13 protein-coding genes and 1 pseudogene are annotated in these 15,599 nt (G+C 69.0%); 6 read left to right on the top strand and 8 right to left on the bottom strand.

Annotation, left to right across the window (positions count from 1 at the left end; all coding sequences use genetic code 11):
* From JZ791_RS40120 to JZ791_RS40110, 3 genes and pseudogenes are all read left to right on the top strand, one after another.
* A pseudogene (locus JZ791_RS40120) lies at positions 1 to 1,191 on the top strand (hypothetical protein); the annotation flags it as partial.
* 129 nt (positions 1,192 to 1,320) lie between these two features.
* Entirely contained in the window at positions 1,321 to 2,217 is an 897-nt protein-coding gene (locus JZ791_RS40115; protein WP_308163409.1) for a hypothetical protein, read from the top strand.
* Between the two features lie 74 nt (positions 2,218 to 2,291).
* Positions 2,292 to 3,323 (top strand): ATP-dependent 6-phosphofructokinase, encoded by a 1,032-nt coding sequence (locus tag JZ791_RS40110; RefSeq protein WP_216902552.1) that lies wholly within the window; start codon positions 2,292 to 2,294, stop codon positions 3,321 to 3,323.
* Between the two features lie 11 nt (positions 3,324 to 3,334).
* Here JZ791_RS40110 and JZ791_RS40105 read toward each other — a convergent pair whose 3' ends face one another.
* The 5 genes from JZ791_RS40105 to JZ791_RS40085 all read right to left on the bottom strand — a co-directional run bounded on the left by JZ791_RS40105 (position 3,335) and on the right by JZ791_RS40085 (position 9,484).
* Complete coding sequence (locus tag JZ791_RS40105) at positions 3,335 to 4,447, bottom strand: hypothetical protein (RefSeq protein WP_216902550.1); 1,113 nt, start codon at positions 4,445 to 4,447, stop codon at positions 3,335 to 3,337.
* Between the two features lie 202 nt (positions 4,448 to 4,649).
* On the bottom strand, positions 4,650 to 6,389 hold the full coding sequence (locus JZ791_RS40100; RefSeq protein WP_216902547.1) for a serine/threonine-protein kinase: 1,740 nt from the start codon (positions 6,387 to 6,389) through the stop codon (positions 4,650 to 4,652).
* A 48-nt stretch (positions 6,390 to 6,437) separates the two neighbouring features.
* Positions 6,438 to 7,097: a response regulator gene (locus tag JZ791_RS40095; RefSeq protein ID WP_216902545.1), complete on the bottom strand. Its 660-nt coding sequence runs from the start codon at positions 7,095 to 7,097 to the stop codon at positions 6,438 to 6,440.
* A gap of 9 nt (positions 7,098 to 7,106) precedes the next feature.
* Positions 7,107 to 8,048, bottom strand: a complete 942-nt coding sequence (locus JZ791_RS40090) for an undecaprenyl-diphosphate phosphatase (protein WP_216902543.1) — start codon at positions 8,046 to 8,048, stop codon at positions 7,107 to 7,109.
* Positions 8,049 to 8,284: 236 nt separating this feature from the next.
* Complete coding sequence (locus JZ791_RS40085) at positions 8,285 to 9,484, bottom strand: sensor histidine kinase (RefSeq protein ID WP_254207187.1); 1,200 nt, start codon at positions 9,482 to 9,484, stop codon at positions 8,285 to 8,287.
* Positions 9,485 to 9,711: 227 nt separating this feature from the next.
* On the opposite strand from JZ791_RS40085, the gene JZ791_RS40080 reads away from it, so the two are divergent.
* On the top strand, positions 9,712 to 10,464 hold the full coding sequence (locus JZ791_RS40080; RefSeq protein WP_216902538.1) for a hypothetical protein: 753 nt from the start codon (positions 9,712 to 9,714) through the stop codon (positions 10,462 to 10,464).
* A gap of 89 nt (positions 10,465 to 10,553) precedes the next feature.
* Positions 10,554 to 11,834 (top strand): alpha/beta-hydrolase family protein, encoded by a 1,281-nt coding sequence (locus JZ791_RS40075; RefSeq protein WP_308163408.1) that lies wholly within the window; start codon positions 10,554 to 10,556, stop codon positions 11,832 to 11,834.
* Positions 11,835 to 12,289: 455 nt separating this feature from the next.
* On the opposite strand, the gene gatA is transcribed toward JZ791_RS40075, so the two are convergent.
* Together gatA and gatC are read right to left on the bottom strand one after the other, a co-directional pair.
* Positions 12,290 to 13,759: an Asp-tRNA(Asn)/Glu-tRNA(Gln) amidotransferase subunit GatA gene (gene gatA, locus JZ791_RS40070; protein WP_216902534.1), complete on the bottom strand. Its 1,470-nt coding sequence runs from the start codon at positions 13,757 to 13,759 to the stop codon at positions 12,290 to 12,292.
* Positions 13,756 to 14,052, bottom strand: a complete 297-nt coding sequence (gatC, locus tag JZ791_RS40065) for an Asp-tRNA(Asn)/Glu-tRNA(Gln) amidotransferase subunit GatC (RefSeq protein WP_216902532.1) — start codon at positions 14,050 to 14,052, stop codon at positions 13,756 to 13,758. Before gatC ends, gatA begins: the two co-directional genes overlap by 4 nt.
* A 282-nt stretch (positions 14,053 to 14,334) precedes the next feature.
* Between gatC and JZ791_RS40060 the strand changes: the two genes are divergently transcribed.
* Positions 14,335 to 14,988, top strand: a complete 654-nt coding sequence (locus JZ791_RS40060) for an ACT domain-containing protein (RefSeq protein ID WP_216902530.1) — start codon at positions 14,335 to 14,337, stop codon at positions 14,986 to 14,988.
* A 16-nt stretch (positions 14,989 to 15,004) separates the two neighbouring features.
* On the opposite strand, the gene JZ791_RS40055 is transcribed toward JZ791_RS40060, so the two are convergent.
* Positions 15,005 to 15,526 (bottom strand): GNAT family N-acetyltransferase, encoded by a 522-nt coding sequence (locus JZ791_RS40055; protein WP_438804616.1) that lies wholly within the window; start codon positions 15,524 to 15,526, stop codon positions 15,005 to 15,007.
* Positions 15,527 to 15,599: the final 73 nt, after the last annotated feature.

Genomic DNA, 15,599 nt, shown 5'->3' with positions numbered 1-15,599 from the left:
ACCGGATCGCTGCGGATCATCGCGCCACCCAACCCCGAGGATCGGGATCCCAGCGGGGACCTACCGGTGATCACGCCCGGCGATCCGACCCATGTGCGCCGGGAGGAATTCGGCTACCAGCCGCTGCCGCAACGGAAAACGCCCCCGCCGACGCAGATCCCGTCCCCGCCGACGCAATTTTTGAGCCCGCAGCCGCAGACCCCGGCCGCGCCGACACGATCGCTGAACCCGCAGCCACAAACCCCGGCCGCGCCGACACGATCGCTGAACCTCCCGCCGCAGGCCCCGGCCTCGCCGACGCAGTCGTTGAATCTTCCGCCGCGTACGCCGCCCGCGCAGGATGCCCAGAACACCGAACTGCTGCCGCACGGAACGACTCCCGGCCACCAGGGCGGATACGGCGAGTTCGGACCGGACGCCAACTACCCGCTCGACGAATACGAGCGCGAGGGCGCGTACAACGAATACGACCAGCCTGCGGCACATCCCGGATACGAGTACGGCGAATACGACGAGACCGGATACGACGAAACCGGGTACGACCGCGGCGGGTACGACGAGCACCGTGCCGAGGCGGGCTACGACGACGAAAGCTATTACGACAACGCCGAATACGGCCAGGAGGACTACGAATACGATTCCGCCGCAGCCGGATACGGCCCCGAGGGCGAATACGATCATGCGGGCGGATACGCCGAGCCGAAGAAGCGCTCGCTCGTGATGCCCATCGTGTTCGGCGTCCTCGGCCTTGCCCTGGCCGCGGGCGCGGCGGTGATCGGCTGGCAGGTGCTGGGCAAGTCCAGCCCCACCACCACGACCGCGGCGGCACAGCCTTCGGCCCCGGCGGCGATCGGCCCCAACAGCGCCCCGAGCACCTCGGACTCGACGGACACCACGACGTCCGCGGCCACATCGACCCCGCCCGCCGGGTCCACTCACTGCCGCCCGACGTCGTCCACGGAAGGTACCGGATACACCCGATCGGCGGCGGGCAATTCGGTGACCAGCTGCGGCTTCGCCGAGGCGGTCCGCAAGGCCTACGCCAGTGCCGCCGAATCCGATTCCAGCGCACCGTCGTCGGTGGTCGCGGTCAGCCCGACCACCGGCCGCTCCTACACCATGAGCTGCACGGCGACCGGCCGGTTGATCACGTGCACCGGCGGCGACAACGCGGTGGTGTATGTGTACTGAGCTGGAGATCCGTCGCATATGCGTCACCGATCGTCGCCCAGGTTGACCCCGCGAGCGCCGGGGCGCAGGATTCCTCGAGCGACCAAGGGCCCCGCCGCGGGCCGCCGCGCAAGGGTGGAGGTATCCGGCGTGGACATACCTGGGCAACCGCGTGGGCGGCGTATCCGCTCGGCCGCGGTGCTGTGCGGGCTCGCACTGGTCGCCTCCGCCGTCTGCGGCGGATGTTCCACCTCGCCCGAGCCCGGCCCGGCCCCGACCCTGTCGGCCCCTACCAACCTGGCTCCGGGAGCGATGGTGGCGATACCCGGTACCTTGGCCGCAGACTTCAATTCGCTGCTGCCCACGCTGGGCGGTAAAGCGGGCATGGCGTTCATGGCGGTGGGCGGCGACACCGTCGCCACCATGGGCGACTGGACCGCCGGCCCGGCCTGGTCGACGATGAAGGTGCCGCTGGTCCTGGCGGTGCTGAACGGCAACGGCAATACCTCCAACTACCAGATGTCCGCGGCAATCACCGAATCGGACAACAACGCCGCCGACCAGCTGTGGCAGTCCCTGGGCGCCCCGGACCAGGCCTCGCAGGCCATCCAGGCGATCCTGCGATCGGGCGGTGACACCGACACCACCGTGCCCTCGACCAAATCCCGCGCCGACTATTCGGTCTTCGGTCAAGCCACGTGGAGCCTTTCGGATCAGGTGCGTTTCGCCGCCCATCTGCCGTGCCTGGCGAACGCGAACACGGTCACCGATCTGATGGGCAAGGTGGTCTCGGCGCAGCAGTGGGGTCTGGGGCATCTGGACAACGCCGCCTACAAGGGCGGCTGGGGACCCGATCCGGCGGGTAACTACCTGGTCCGCCAGTTCGGCCTGATCACGACCCCGAGCGGGCAGATCGCCGTCGCCGTGGCCGCCCAGGCCGATTCCGGCTCGTTCGACGACGGCACCGCCATGCTGGACAAGATCGTGCCGCTGATCACCAAGCATCTGGGCGACCTACCCACGGGTTCCTGCCCGAAGGGCCGTTGACTCCGCCGGCGCGTCACCCAGTGTTCACGCCCCCGCATTTCGGGCACTCCGGCGGCCACGGCAAGATTACGGGTATGCGCATCGGAGTCTTGACCGGAGGCGGAGACTGCCCGGGGCTGAACGCGGTGATTCGGGCCGTCGTGCGGACCGCGAACAGTCGCTATGGCGACGCGATCGTCGGGTTCCAGGACGGCTGGCGCGGTTTACTCGAGGATCGCAAGATCCAGATCCACAACGACGACCGCACCGACCGGCTGCTCACCAAGGGCGGCACCATGCTCGGCACCGCGCGCACCAATCCGGATGTGCTGCGCGCCGGGCTCGGCCAGATCAAGCAGACCCTGGACGACAACGGCATCGACGCGCTCATCCCGATCGGCGGCGAGGGCACGCTGACCGCGGCCAGCTGGCTGGCCGACGAGGGCGTCTCGGTCGTCGGGGTGCCCAAGACCATCGACAACGACATCGACTGCACCGACACCACATTCGGCCACGACACCGCGGTCACCATCGCCACCGACGCCATCGACCGGCTGCACACCACCGCCGAATCGCATCAGCGGGTGATGCTGGTGGAGCTGATGGGCCGTCACGCGGGGTGGATCGCGATGAACGCGGGCATCGCCTCGGGCGCGCATCTGACGCTGGTGCCGGAGGTCCCCTTCGACGTCGACGAGGTGTGCGCGATGATCAAACGCCGCTTCCAGCGCGGGGATTCGCATTTCATCTGCGTGGTCGCCGAGGGCGCGAAGCCCGCGGAGGGCTCGTTCGCGTTGCGCCAGGGTGGAATCGACGAGTACGGGCACGAGCGGTTCACCGGGGTGGCCCACCAGCTGGGCGTGGAGATCGAGCGCCGCATCGGCAAGGAGGTGCGCACCACCGTCCTGGGCCACGTGCAGCGCGGCGGCACCCCGACCGCCTACGACCGCGTGCTGGCGACCCGGTTCGGCGTACACGCCACCGAGGCCGTGCACGACGGCCAGTTCGGCCAGATGGTGGCGCTGCACGGCAGCGAGATCGATCTGGTGCCGCTGTCGGAGGCCACCAAACAGCTGAAGCTGGTGCCGACCGACAAGTACCAGGAAGCGGCCGCCTTCTTCGGCTGAGGCGCGAGCCCCTACGACCGGGCCGCCGCGGGCTCGCCGACCGACTCGGCGGGCCCGGAGGCGCCCCTGCGGCGGGTCTGTGCGGCCCGGCGTACCCGGTACCGCACCAGCGCCCACAGCAGCAGCGCCTCGGCGATCGCGGTGAACACCGTCAGGAACTGGCTGAAGTAGCTGGCCAGCACGTTCACCACGGTCAGCGACACCACATCGGACCAGATGCCCAGGCGCACACCGACCTCCTCCCGGCCGCGCAGCCACGCCACCGCGGCGACCGCACACCCGACGCCCACCACCAGCTCGCCCGCCGCGGCGATCGACAGGCCCACCAGTGACTTCCAGCCATGTCCGTGGGTGACGTCGAGCAGGTGGTCCAGCTGACGCCAGTGCGAATGCCACCCGGAAATCACCACCGCGGCCAGTACCAATCGCAGCAACGACCAGAGCGCGTGCGCCAGCAGCACCGCGATCAGCACGACACGCAACACGGGCAACGGCAGGAAACGGTTCTCGAACCACACACCGAACCGTGCCAGCCGCCCACCCACCGACGCCTCGGTCTCACATCGCACCGCGCGCAGGTAATCGGTCAGTGCCGTCAGCAGTTCGCGCTGCTGCGGATCGCAGCCCTCCGGGTCGATCGTGCCGAGTTCGGCCAGCAGCATCTCACGACGCTGTTCGGAGATGCGGGTGCCGACGAACTGGCCGACATCCTCGATGACAGCGCCCAGCGCCTGCTCCGGGGAACGAGCTCGGCGGTGCGCCGACGTCCGGGCTACGACGACGATCAGCAGGAATGCGAAATAGATGATCGGCGCGGCCAGCGGGAAGAAATAGTTGTTGTTCGAGGTGATGAATTTGCCCACCTCGTCGATGAACAGCCCCAGCCCCACCCCGGACAGCAATGCCGCCCAGATCATCGCGGTCCGGCCGGAGGACATCATCAGCAGCAGACACGAGATGACCAGCAGCAGACCGCCGAACAGGGCGTGCGCGATGTGGTAGGTACCGCCGCCGATCTTCGGGTACCCCGAGGCCATCAGATACAGCCGGGTGATCACCACGGTGAGCCCGAAGGCCACCGCCATCAACGTCACCAGCCGCCCGGCCTCTGGTCGCCACCGCATCGTCAACGGTTCCGCCTCTCTGCGCCTCGGGCCGGACTCGTGCGCGACCCCGGCCACATCGGCGGCCGAAGATGAGGCAATGGCGAGGTCAGCCCATCTCCGGCAGGGTACCCGCTTCCTACGAAAATAGGTCCGCCTCTGCGCATCTCAGCCAGACTCGCCACCCCGGTCGCGTTGGCGATCGAGCGGTTGAGCTCGGGGCTCACAGCGGCGTGTGTTCCCACCATTTCTCGAGTACGTCCTGTGCCGAGGGTGTGCCCGCGTCATCCGCCGCGCCGTTGTTATAGGCGTACAGCACGGCCGTGGCGCGGTTCGGATCGGCGGTGAAGGACACCACCATCTCGGCCGTCTGGGTGCGCGGATCGTCGGATTCGGTCCAATCGCTCGCGGTGTAGGCGATCTGGTCCTTCGTGCCGGCGATGGTCTGATTCGGCGGCACCGCGGCCAGCGCGGCCTGGGCGGAGGCGCTGCTGTCGAATACCACGACGGCGTAGCCGAACGGCCGCTCGCGCGAGGTGCATTCCCACGCACCCAGCCAGCTCGCCGCGCCCAGCGGATCCGAGCGCCGGAAGGTGGCCGGTTGCAGGACTTTTCCGGGCTGCCCCGCCGCGCTGCGCGCGCAGTCGACACGTCCGGAGTACGCGCCGCCGGACTCCGCAACGCCCTGGGGCAGCAGGGTCGGGAAGGCGTGCCGGATTTCGGCCACGGGGTCCGCGGTATGGGGCGCCACCAGGTAACCCGTCCCCCCGGATTGCGTCGACTGCGGCGACCCCGTCTGCCCGGCGGACCTGGTCGGCGGCGCGCTGCGCGGGGCCGCGACCGTATGCCGCGAACCGCCCGACAGCACGAACACTCCCGCGACCACGACGACCAGCAGCGCGACCACGGCGAGCACGCTCAAGATCAGCGTGTTCGGTGAGCGCCGCGGAACCCTGCGCAGCAGAACGTGATCCGGCGGGAATCCGGTGGGCTGCGGATGCGGTACCGGCATCGGCGACACCGAATTCGCCACCGGCGATGCCGGATTCGGTACGGGCGATACCGGATTCATCGTCTGGCTGTTCGGCGGCAAACCGGCCGCGGGCAGTGGCAGCGGGACCGCCGGGATAGGCACGGTCAGCGCCTGCTTGGCCGCGGCCGCGAAATCCGCGCAGGTGGCGAACCGGTCGATCGCCCGCTTGGCCATCGCGCGGGCCAGCACCGGATCCAGCGCCGGATTCAACCCCGCGCGCCACATACCGACCGGCGGCAGCGGCAGTTGCATATGGCCGTGGATCAGCTCGTTGGGATCCTCGGAATCGAAGGGTCCGGTCCCGCACAGCAGCCAGTACAGCGCGCACCCCAGCGCGTACTGGTCCGATCGCTCGTCCAGCGGTGCGCCGGTCATCTGCTCAGGCGAGGCGTAAGCCAGTGTCGCGGTGAACATTCCGGCCTGGGTCAGATGGGTGGAGTCCTCCTGCAGCCGCGCGATGCCGAAGTCGGTGAGGTAGACCCGCTCCCCTTTGCCGCCGGTGTCGCGGCCCAGCAGCATGTTGGCGGGCTTGACATCCCGGTGCAGCACCCCGTTGCGGTGCGCGTAATCCAGTGCCGCGGCGACACCCTCGATGATCTGCACCGCGCGCTCGGGCGGCAGCGTCAGCGGATTCACCGAGGCGGCGTCGACGCCGTCGACGTACTGCATGCTGATCCACAGCTGCTGGTCCTCGACGCCGCGGTCGTAGACGGCCACGATGTTCGGGTGGTCGAGCTGGGCGACCAGATCGGCCTCGCGCTCGAAGCGGGCGCGCACCTCGGCGTCGGCGAACAGCTCCCGATTCAGCAGCTTCAACGCGGTCTGGCGCTGCAGCCGAGGGTGGCGAGCCAGGTAGACCGACCCCATACCTCCTTGGCCCAGGAGATGTTCGACGGAGAACCCCGCGAACACGTCACCGCTGCGCAACACCTATAACCCCCTCTCGGCAACGTATAAATTCGCGACCCTACCCGAACTTCAGCCCGGGATCACCAGGCCCGATTCGTAGGCCAGCACCACCGCCTGCGCCCGGTCGCGCAGATCCAGCTTCGAAAATACCTTCGATACATGGGTTTTCACGGTCTGTTCGGCCACGAACAGGGTCGTCGCGATCTCGGAATTGGACATTCCCCTGGCGATGAGTTCGAGCACCTCGCGCTCGCGGGGCGTGAGCGCGTCCAGCGCCGGGGACGGTTTGGCGCGGGCGCGGCGGCGGGTGACGTCGGCGATCAGCCGCCTGGTCACCGTCGGCGCCAGCAGCGCCTGCCCGTCGGCGACCACCCGCACCGCGCGGACCAGTTCCTCGGCGGGCGCGTCCTTCAGCAGGAAACCGCTGGCGCCCAGGCTCAATGCCTCGTAGACGTAGTCATCGATGTCGAAGGTGGTCAGCATCAGCACCCGCACGGGCGGATCGAATCCGGCGGCGAGGATGGCCCGGGCCGCGTCGAGGCCGTTCATCTCCGGCATGCGCACGTCCATCAGCACCACATCCGGGCGCAGCCGTTTGGCCTCGGTCACCGCGACCTTGCCGTTCGACGCGTCTCCGACGACGCTGATATCGGGCTGAGCGGCCAGCAGGGCGCCGAACCCCTGCCGGACCATCGCCTGATCGTCGGCGATCACTACCGTGATGGGCACGCTGCGACCTCAGATGAACCGGAAGACCGATAGCAGACCGGCGATCAGGCAGTACACCGCGAACGGCAGCATCGTGCGGGTCTTGAAGAACCGCTCCAGGAACCGCACCGCCAGCCACGCCGCCAGACCGGCGACGATCGCGCCCACCAGCGCCTGACCGCGGATTCCGTCGCCCTGCGCACCTGCCAGCTCCGGAAGCTTCAGCACACCCGCGGCCAGGATCACCGGGGTGGCGAGCAGGAAGGCGAATTTCGCGGTGTCCTCGTGGTCCAGCCCGCGCAGCAGCCCGCCGACCATCGTCAGACCCGAGCGGCTGAATCCGGCCAGCAGTGCGCCGGATTGGGCCAGGCCGATGCCGATCGCGTCCTTGACGCTCAGGGCGGCCAGCCGCTCGTCCGAGGCGAGATGGATCTCGTCCGTGACCGCGACACCGTGACTGTCCCGGTCCTCCTCCTCGGCGAATCGACGGCCGTACTCGGCCAGCGACGGCGCGTTGCGGCGCTTCATACCCTCGCCCAGGATCAGCACGACGCCGTTGAGCATCAGGAAGATGCTGGCGTAGATGGGCTTGGCGAACATGGTGCGCAGCGGATGTTCCAGCGCCAGGCCCAGTATGCCGACCGGGATGGTGGCCACGATGATCAGCCAGGCCAGCCGCTGCGTGGAGGTCTCGATGCGGCGGGTGCGCAGCGTCTGGACGAATCCGATGATGATGTCGCGCCAGTCGCGCCAGTAGTACCCGAGCAGCGCCAGCGCGGTCGCCACGTGCAGCGCGACCACGAAGGCCAGGTACGGGGTACCCGACTTCGAATCGCCATCGGTGACCAGCTTTTCCCAGGAGCCGCCGATCCAGGCAGGGACCAGCACCGAATGTCCGAGACTGGAAATGGGGAACAACTCGGTGACGCCTTGCAGCGCACCGATCACAATGGCTTGGAGGTAGGTGAGCATCGAGACGAGTCTCCCATGCCGGAAACCGATCCGCGCCACCAGTTCCGCGCCGGGCCGCGGACGTGCGCGGGTACGTGCGGCGGACCGGTGCGCGCACGGCGCTCGCAGGGCCGTGAGCAGCACGGCGTCGTCGGTCGAGACCGGACTGTCAGCAGCACCGCGGCATCAGCCAGCACCGCACCTGAGCAGCACGGCGGCATCAGCTAGTACCGCGCCTGAGAGCAGGGCGGCATCAGTCAGTACCGGACCAGGGACAGCAGCGCGCGCACCTGGAATCCGCCTTCTACGCACGGTTGCGCGGTGAGTGTGCCACCGATGCTTTCCGCGCGGGCGCGCATGCCCGAGATACCGGTCCCCGGTGCGCCGTTCGGCGGCGCCTCGGCGCTGGATGCCGCATCCACCGGCTCGCTCGGATCATTGGTGATCACCAGTTCCAGGGCGTCCGCCCGAACGCTCAGGCCTGCCCGCACCGCCGCACGGGGTGCATGGCGCGAGGCGTTCGACAGCGATTCCTGCACGATCCGGTAGAGCGCCGAACCGACGGTGTCCGGGACGTCGTCCAGCGCGCCCTCGATCGTCCATGTGATCGGAACCCCGGCACGACGCACTCCTTCCAGCAGCTCGAGCACGTCCGCGGCCACCGGCTGCGGCGTATGGTCGGGCAGCTGACCGTCGCTGCGCAGCACCCCGAGCAGGCCGCGGACCTCGTTGAGCGCCTCGCGCGCGGAGGCGCCGATCGCCACGAATTCCGCCTCGGCAGCGGGCGAGACACCCTCGATCCGATAGGGCGCGGTCTGCGCCTGCACCACCACCATCGACATGTGGTGCGCGACCACATCGTGCAGGTCCCGGGCGATCCGCGCCTTCTCCTCGAGCACCGCGCGGCGCGCCCGCTCCAGCTCGTTGACCTCGGTCTGTTCGACCAGTGCGCGCCGCGAGAACACCAGCCAGCGCACCAGCAGCCCGAACAGCACCAGCCCGCTCATCGCGATCGGCCAGCCGAACGCCGCCGCGGCGAACGAATCGCCCGCACCCATCGTGGTGGCGAACAGCAGCGAGGAGGACACCCAGGCGATCAGCACGATCCGCATCGGGGACCGCACCACGACGGTGAACAGCAGCGGGAAGAACACCAGGATGTGCACGACCTGGAACGGGAGCTGATTGTGCGGCTGATGCGGAATCGCCAGCGCGATGAGCAGCGCCGAACCAGCCGAGATCGCCCACCCGAGCGCGGGGTTCACCCGGATCAGCACCAGGGGGATCACCGCCAGCCCGGCGATGAACGGCTGCGCGGCGACCGGTACCTGATGGGTGATTCCCAGCGTCGGCCACGCCACCGAATACAGGATCGCGGTGACGACGCCGGTGGTCACGTCGATTCCCCTGCGAACCTGGTTCGGATCCCGTGCGGTACGAGCAACCGTTCGCGCCATGCGCCTCATCCGAGCCATGGGTACGACAGTAGAAACCCGTACCCGCTCGCGCCCTGCTACCCGAGGGTGAATTCCCACCCCTACCCCGGTACTGGTCGCGGCGGTAACTCCCTCGGCACGCTCGCCATCCGACAGATCCGCGGTGTGAGGCCCGATTCGGCCCCGGATTTCTACCGTCGGCAGCCATGAGAGCCAGTGATCGAACGATACGGCCGGAGCGACCGCTCGTGGAGGAACCGAGCGAGGGTCGCGCGCAGGCGGCGCGAGGCCCCGGTGTGGGGCGCAGGGCCCGGATCGTCCAGCGGGTAGGGGTGGCGGCAGCGCTCGTCGCGGTGGCGGGGTTCGTAACGGCACAGCCGGTCGATGCGACCACGCCGGGGCCCGCGAGCGGCGAGCAGCCCGCGGCGCGGGCCGCCGTGGTGGAGCTGACCGCCGCGCATCCGGGGGTGGCCGAGATTCCGGCGGGGTTCGCGGCCGAACACGGATATCGGCCGGTGGTCGTGAACGGGTTGCTGGTGGATCCGAACGGCGCCTGCTCGTCTCCGGTCCGGCTGCCCGCCGAATTCGTCACCGCCTGTCAGGCCCACGACCTCGGCTACGACCTGCTCCGCTACGCCGACGATCGCGGTCGTCCGCTGGGGCCGTGGGCGCGTCAGGCGATCGATGCCGCGCTGGACCGGCGCATGCGTGCCGCCTGCGAGCACCGTCACCGCGTGGCACGGGCGCGGTGCCACGTCATGGCGACCGTCGCGGACACCGCGGTGGACCTGAACTCCCGCCGGCAGAACTATGCGGCGCCACGGCCCGAGTATCTGTTCGGTACGCGGCTCTCGGGTAAGCGCTTCGGATATCAAATGCTGACTATCGCCGCACCCGCGGCCCTGGTGCTATCCGCCCTGGGGCTGCTGATCGCCGAGTTCGTGCACCGCAAGCGCCCGCGCGTCACGGCCCCGGCCGACCGGCGGGAGAGCATGCGATGAACGACCCGCACCCGAATACCCTGTCTCCGAACGCAGGACGAGCGCCTCGGCGACGATGGCCGGCGGGTCACGTACGTACCGGGACCGTGGTGGCGACGACGCTGGGCATCGCGGTATCGCTCGCCCCTGGACTGCTGCCGCGCACGCCGACCGCGCAGGGCCTGATCACCGGGTTGCTGATCGCAGTGGCCATCGGCGTCGGCGCAGGGGTGCGGATGGCATTACGGCAGCACCGGTTCGAGGCCGGGCCGCAGCGGTACCGGATGACGATCCTGGCGGTCTGCGCCTTCGTCGTCGCGGGATCGGTCCTGCGGGCGCAGCATTGGCAGGACCGGCTGCGGGCGACCATGGGCTTGCCGGATGTCGGCGTCGTGTATTGGCTCGAATGCGCTGTCGCCGCAGGTCTGGTCGCGGCAGCGCTGGTCTGGGCGTGCCGCGGCATGCGGTGGACCGCACGGCATGCGCGCCGAACGCGCGGTGTCACGCTGACGATCGTGGCGGCTCTGGCGGTTGAGCTCGCACTACTGCCGATGATGGCCGACTCGCAGCGCCCCGCGGCGGCCCGGGCCGATACCGCGGCGCAACCGGTCTCCGCGATGCGTTCGGGGAGTGTCGAATCCGCGGTGAACTGGTCCGCCGCGGGCCCCGAGGGACGCAAGTTCCTCGCCGGACCGCCGGACCGCGCACTCCGCGTCTATATCGGTCTCGAAGCGGCCCCGGATCTGAATTCCCGTGCCGCCCTGGCAGTCCACGAACTCGAACGTCGGGGCGGGCTGAATGGCTCGAATATCGTCATCATGGCGCCGACCGGCTCGGGCTGGATCGATGAGCACGCGGCGGCCGGTATGGACCGGCGGTTCGGCGGCGATGTGGCCATGGTCGCCCTGCAATACTCCGACACTCCGAGCTGGGTGAGCTTCCTGTTCGACCGCCGGACCGCCGAACGCACCCAGGCGGCCTTGTTCACAGCACTGGAACGGCGGCTGGCCGGTCTGAAACATCCACCGCACCTGTATATCTACGGCCAGAGCCTCGGTGCCACCGCCGGAAGCGCCGTCTTCGCCGACGACGCCGACCAGCGACACCGCGTCTGCGCCGCTCTCTGGGCGGGCCCGCCCGCCGGGCGCGTACACCACGCGGGCGCGACGATCCTGGCCAACTCCTCCGATCCGGTCGTGCAGTGGTCGCCGGAACTGCTGTGGCACGCACCGGATCTCACCGGCGCCCGCGCGGACGCCCCACACCCACCGTGGATTCCGGTAGTCACCTTCCTGCAGACCAGTGCCGACCTGCTGTCCGCACTGTCCACACCGCCGGGCCACGGCCACCGATACGGCGTCGATCAGGGCACGGCGATGGGCTCCTGCTGACCACCCGCAAATCTCACCCGTTTGCCGTTCACACACCTATCCACCCCTGGGGACAACGGGATTCGACACCGTCACGGCACGATTCACGAAAGGTTGCCCGTCCATTGCCCACATGATGTGCACATCTCCGGCAATCTTCGAAAACTGTTTATCCACAAGCTGCCAACTGTGGATAACTACCGCCTTTCGCCGGAATTCTCCCGGTTCGGCCACGATGCCCTGGAGTAGCCTGAGCTCACGACCGGAGTACCGCTCGCTCGCCACATGTCCCGTGAGGAGTATCTGCGCGCACGGGAGGCGGGCCGGTTCGAGCACAGGGTGGAATTCATCGAGGGGGAAGTTGCCGGGTGTGGCACGGCCAGTCGACTGGGCAGGTGATCGGCAGGCTGTTGGACGCCTAGCGAGGGCCTCGCCGCCGGGTGATGTGCCCGGCGGCGAGCGGCCTCACCGATCGTTTACGCGACCGGGCCGCGCGCGGCCTCGTAGGCCGCGCCCACGCGGTACAGGCGATCGTCGGCCAGGGCGGGGGCCATGATCTGCAAGCCGACCGGGAGGCCGTCGTCCTTGCTGAGGCCCGAGGGGACCGACATCGCGCAGTGCCCGGCCAGGTTGGTGGGCAGGGTGCACAGGTCGGACAGGTACATCGCCAGCGGGTCGTTGACCTTCTCGCCCAGCTTCCACGGGGTGAACGGGCTGGTCGGGGAGACCAGCACGTCGACCTGCTCGTACGCGCGGTCGAAGTCCTGGGCGATCAGGGTGCGGACCTTGAGCGCCTGACCGTAGTAGGCGTCGTAGTATCCGGCCGACAGGGCGTAAGTGCCGATCATGATGCGGCGCTTGACCTCCGGGCCGAATCCGGCCTCGCGGGTGGCCGCCATGACCTGTTCGGCGCTGTGGTGGCCGTCGTCGGACACCCGCAGGCCGTACCGCATCGCGTCGAAGCGGGCCAGGTTCGAGGAGACCTCGCTCGGCAGGATCAGGTAGTACGCGGGCAGCGCGTGCTCGAAGTTCGGGCACGATACCTCGAGCACATCGGCGCCCAGATCCTTGAGCTGCGCGACGGCGGCGTCGAAGGAGGCGATGACGCCCGGCTGGTAGCTGTCCGAATGCAGTTCCTTGACCACACCGACCTTCACGCCGCGCAGATCTCCCTGCGCGCCCTGCCTGGCCGCGGCCACCACCGGCGGTACCGGCACGTTGCGCGAGGTCGAATCCCGCGGGTCGTAACCGGCGATCACCTCGTGCAGCAGCGCGGTGTCCAGGACGGTGCGACCGCACGGGCCACCCTGGTCCAGCGACGACGCGCACGCGACCAGCCCGTATCGCGACACCGTGCCGTAGGTGGGCTTGGTGCCGACCGTCGCCGTCACCGCGGCCGGCTGACGGATCGACCCGCCGGTGTCGGTGCCGATGGCCAGCGGCGCCTGATACGAGGCCAGCGCCGCGGCCGAACCACCGCCGGAGCCACCGGGAATGCGCTCGATATCCAACGGGTTCCGGGTCGGACCGTAGGCGGAGTTCTCGGTGGACGAGCCCATCGCGAACTCGTCCATATTCGTCTTGCCGACGATCGGGATGCCGGCCGCGCGCAGCTTGGCCGTGACCGTCGCGTCGTACGGCGACACCCAGCCCTCGAGGATCTTGGATCCACAGGTGGTGGGCATGTCGGTGGTGGTGAACACGTCCTTGAGCGCCAGCGGCACACCGGCCAGCGGCGAAGCGACCGTCCCGGCGGCGATCGCGCGGTCCACCTCGGCCGCTGTCAGCAGGGCCTGCTCGCCGGCGACGTGCAGGAAGGCGTTGAGCTCACCGTCCACCTCGGCGATGCGCTGCAGATGGGCCTCGGTGACCTGCACCGAGGACACCGCGCGGGAGTGGATCTGCTCGGCCAGTTCGGCGGCCGTGAGCCTGGTCAGGTCGTTCATTCGGCCTCTCCCAGGATCTGCGGAACCAGGAACCGCTGCTCGTCCACCGCCGGCGCGCCCGACAGGGCCTGCTCCGGGGACAGACAGGCGACAGGCACGTCCGGGCGGGTGACATTCGTGGTCGGATTCGGCGACGCGGTGGCGGGAACGTCGGCGGCGACCTGCGAAATCCGCTGCACGTGGCTCAGGATCGAATCCAGCTGACCCGCATACAGGTCGAGCTCGTCATCGGTGAGGCTGAGCCGGGACAACCGGGCGAGATGTGCAACCTCGTCGCGGGAGATGGCGGGCACCGCGGGGACCCCTTTCGGCAGGTTCGGCATAATCGATACACAGCCTAGCGAGTTGGTCCGACGGGTTCGGCCCGAGGAGGCGGTCTGGGGCGGACACCAGCTTGACCGCTCAACGTCATCCCCGGTCGAGGTGGCACAACCGGGTCGATCGGGATCACAATGCGAGTGGCGTACGTCACTGCGAATGCTTCGAGTCGATTACCCGGCATCGCAAGTGTAAAGATGACCGAGCTCGGGTATTCGTCGCGAAAGTCTCGGTCGCACAGGAAGGAAGGTACGCACGTGTCATTTCTCCTCCGCGTGCAACTTCCGGATCGCCCAGGAAGTCTCGGATCACTCGCACTCGCGCTGGGCTCGGTGGGTGCCGACATCCTGTCGCTGGACGTCGTCGAGCGTGGCGCCGGCTACGCGATCGACGACATCGTGGTGGAGGTGACACCGGGCGCCCTGCCCGACACGTTGATCACCGCCGCCGAGTCCATCGAGGACGTCCGCGTGAATTCGCTGCGTCCCTACTCGGGCGTCCTGGACACGCACCGCGAACTCGAGCTGATCGACCAGGTGGCCAGTGCCCGCGACGATCGGTTGCAGGTGCTCGTCGACGGCGTGCCACGGGTACTGCGCGTCGGCTGGAGCACCGTCCTGGGCATCGGCCCGCAGGGCGCCTATCGACTCGTGGGCAGCCCGAGCGCCCCTGAGACACAGGCGGCCTCGGCGCCGTGGATGCCGCTGGAGAAGCCCATGGAGCTCGACGGCGAGGGCGATTGGGTGCCGCAGATCTGGAAAGACATGGACACCACGCTCGCCGCCGCTCCGCTCGGCAACACCGGCAAGGTGCTGCTGCTGGGCCGCCCCGGTGGTCCGGAGTTCCGGCCCTCCGAAGTCGCCCGCCTGGGTTACCTTTCCGGCATCGTCGCCACCGTTCTCGATTCCTGAATCCCCGCCGCGGACCTCACATCTCCAGGCGCATCACGGTCAGCGGTTTGCCCGAATCGGTCGCCCAATCCCGTTCGGGCACATGGCGGAATCCCAGGCGCTCGTAGAGCCGGCGGGCATCGGCCATCAGCGGCATGGTGGTGAGCACCACCGCGTCGAAATCCTCGGTCCGGGCGGTGTCGAGCACCGAACGCACCAGGGCAACGCCCACGCCGGCTCCGCGCGCCCGCCGGTCGACCGCGAGCATCCGGAACTCGAGCTCACCTGGACGAGCGATATCGGCATAGGGCGTGCCCGGACGGGCGATCGTCACCGAGCCGAGCACATCGTCCGCACGGGCCGCGACGAGCACATCCGCATCCCGCACGCGGGTGGCCGTGTCGAAAAGCTCGTCGACATAGGGGCTTTCGCCGTTCACATGTCCCTCGCCCACATAGACCTCGACCGTCAGCGCACCGATCGTGGCGAACTCCGCCTCCCGTGCCGCCCGAATCTCGAACTCCGCCGCACCCGGCTGCCCGTTCCCCAAACTCGTCACTTTCCCACTACCTCTGCTGTTCCTCCGGGCGCTCCCGGCCGCGCCCGTCATCCACTCACTCGTCCCCCGCGGC

The sequence above is a fragment of the Nocardia alni genome, from assembly GCF_019038435.1.
Lineage (GTDB): Bacteria > Actinomycetota > Actinomycetes > Mycobacteriales > Mycobacteriaceae > Nocardia > Nocardia alni.
The sequence above is the reverse complement of the archived record's forward strand: the minus strand, read 5'-3'. Positions and strand labels throughout refer to the sequence as shown.

Coding starts and splice junctions, on each gene's coding strand:
- JZ791_RS40085 (WP_254207187.1), bottom strand. CDS start 9,484: ATGGCGCGAACGGTTGCTCGTACCGCACGGGATCCGAACCAGGTTCGC.
- JZ791_RS40090 (WP_216902543.1), bottom strand. CDS start 8,048: ATGCTCACCTACCTCCAAGCCATTGTGATCGGTGCGCTGCAAGGCGTC.
- JZ791_RS40105 (WP_216902550.1), bottom strand. CDS start 4,447: ATGCGGTGGCGACCAGAGGCCGGGCGGCTGGTGACGTTGATGGCGGTG.
- JZ791_RS40110 (WP_216902552.1), top strand. CDS start 2,292: ATGCGCATCGGAGTCTTGACCGGAGGCGGAGACTGCCCGGGGCTGAAC.
- gatA (WP_216902534.1), bottom strand. CDS start 13,759: ATGAACGACCTGACCAGGCTCACGGCCGCCGAACTGGCCGAGCAGATC.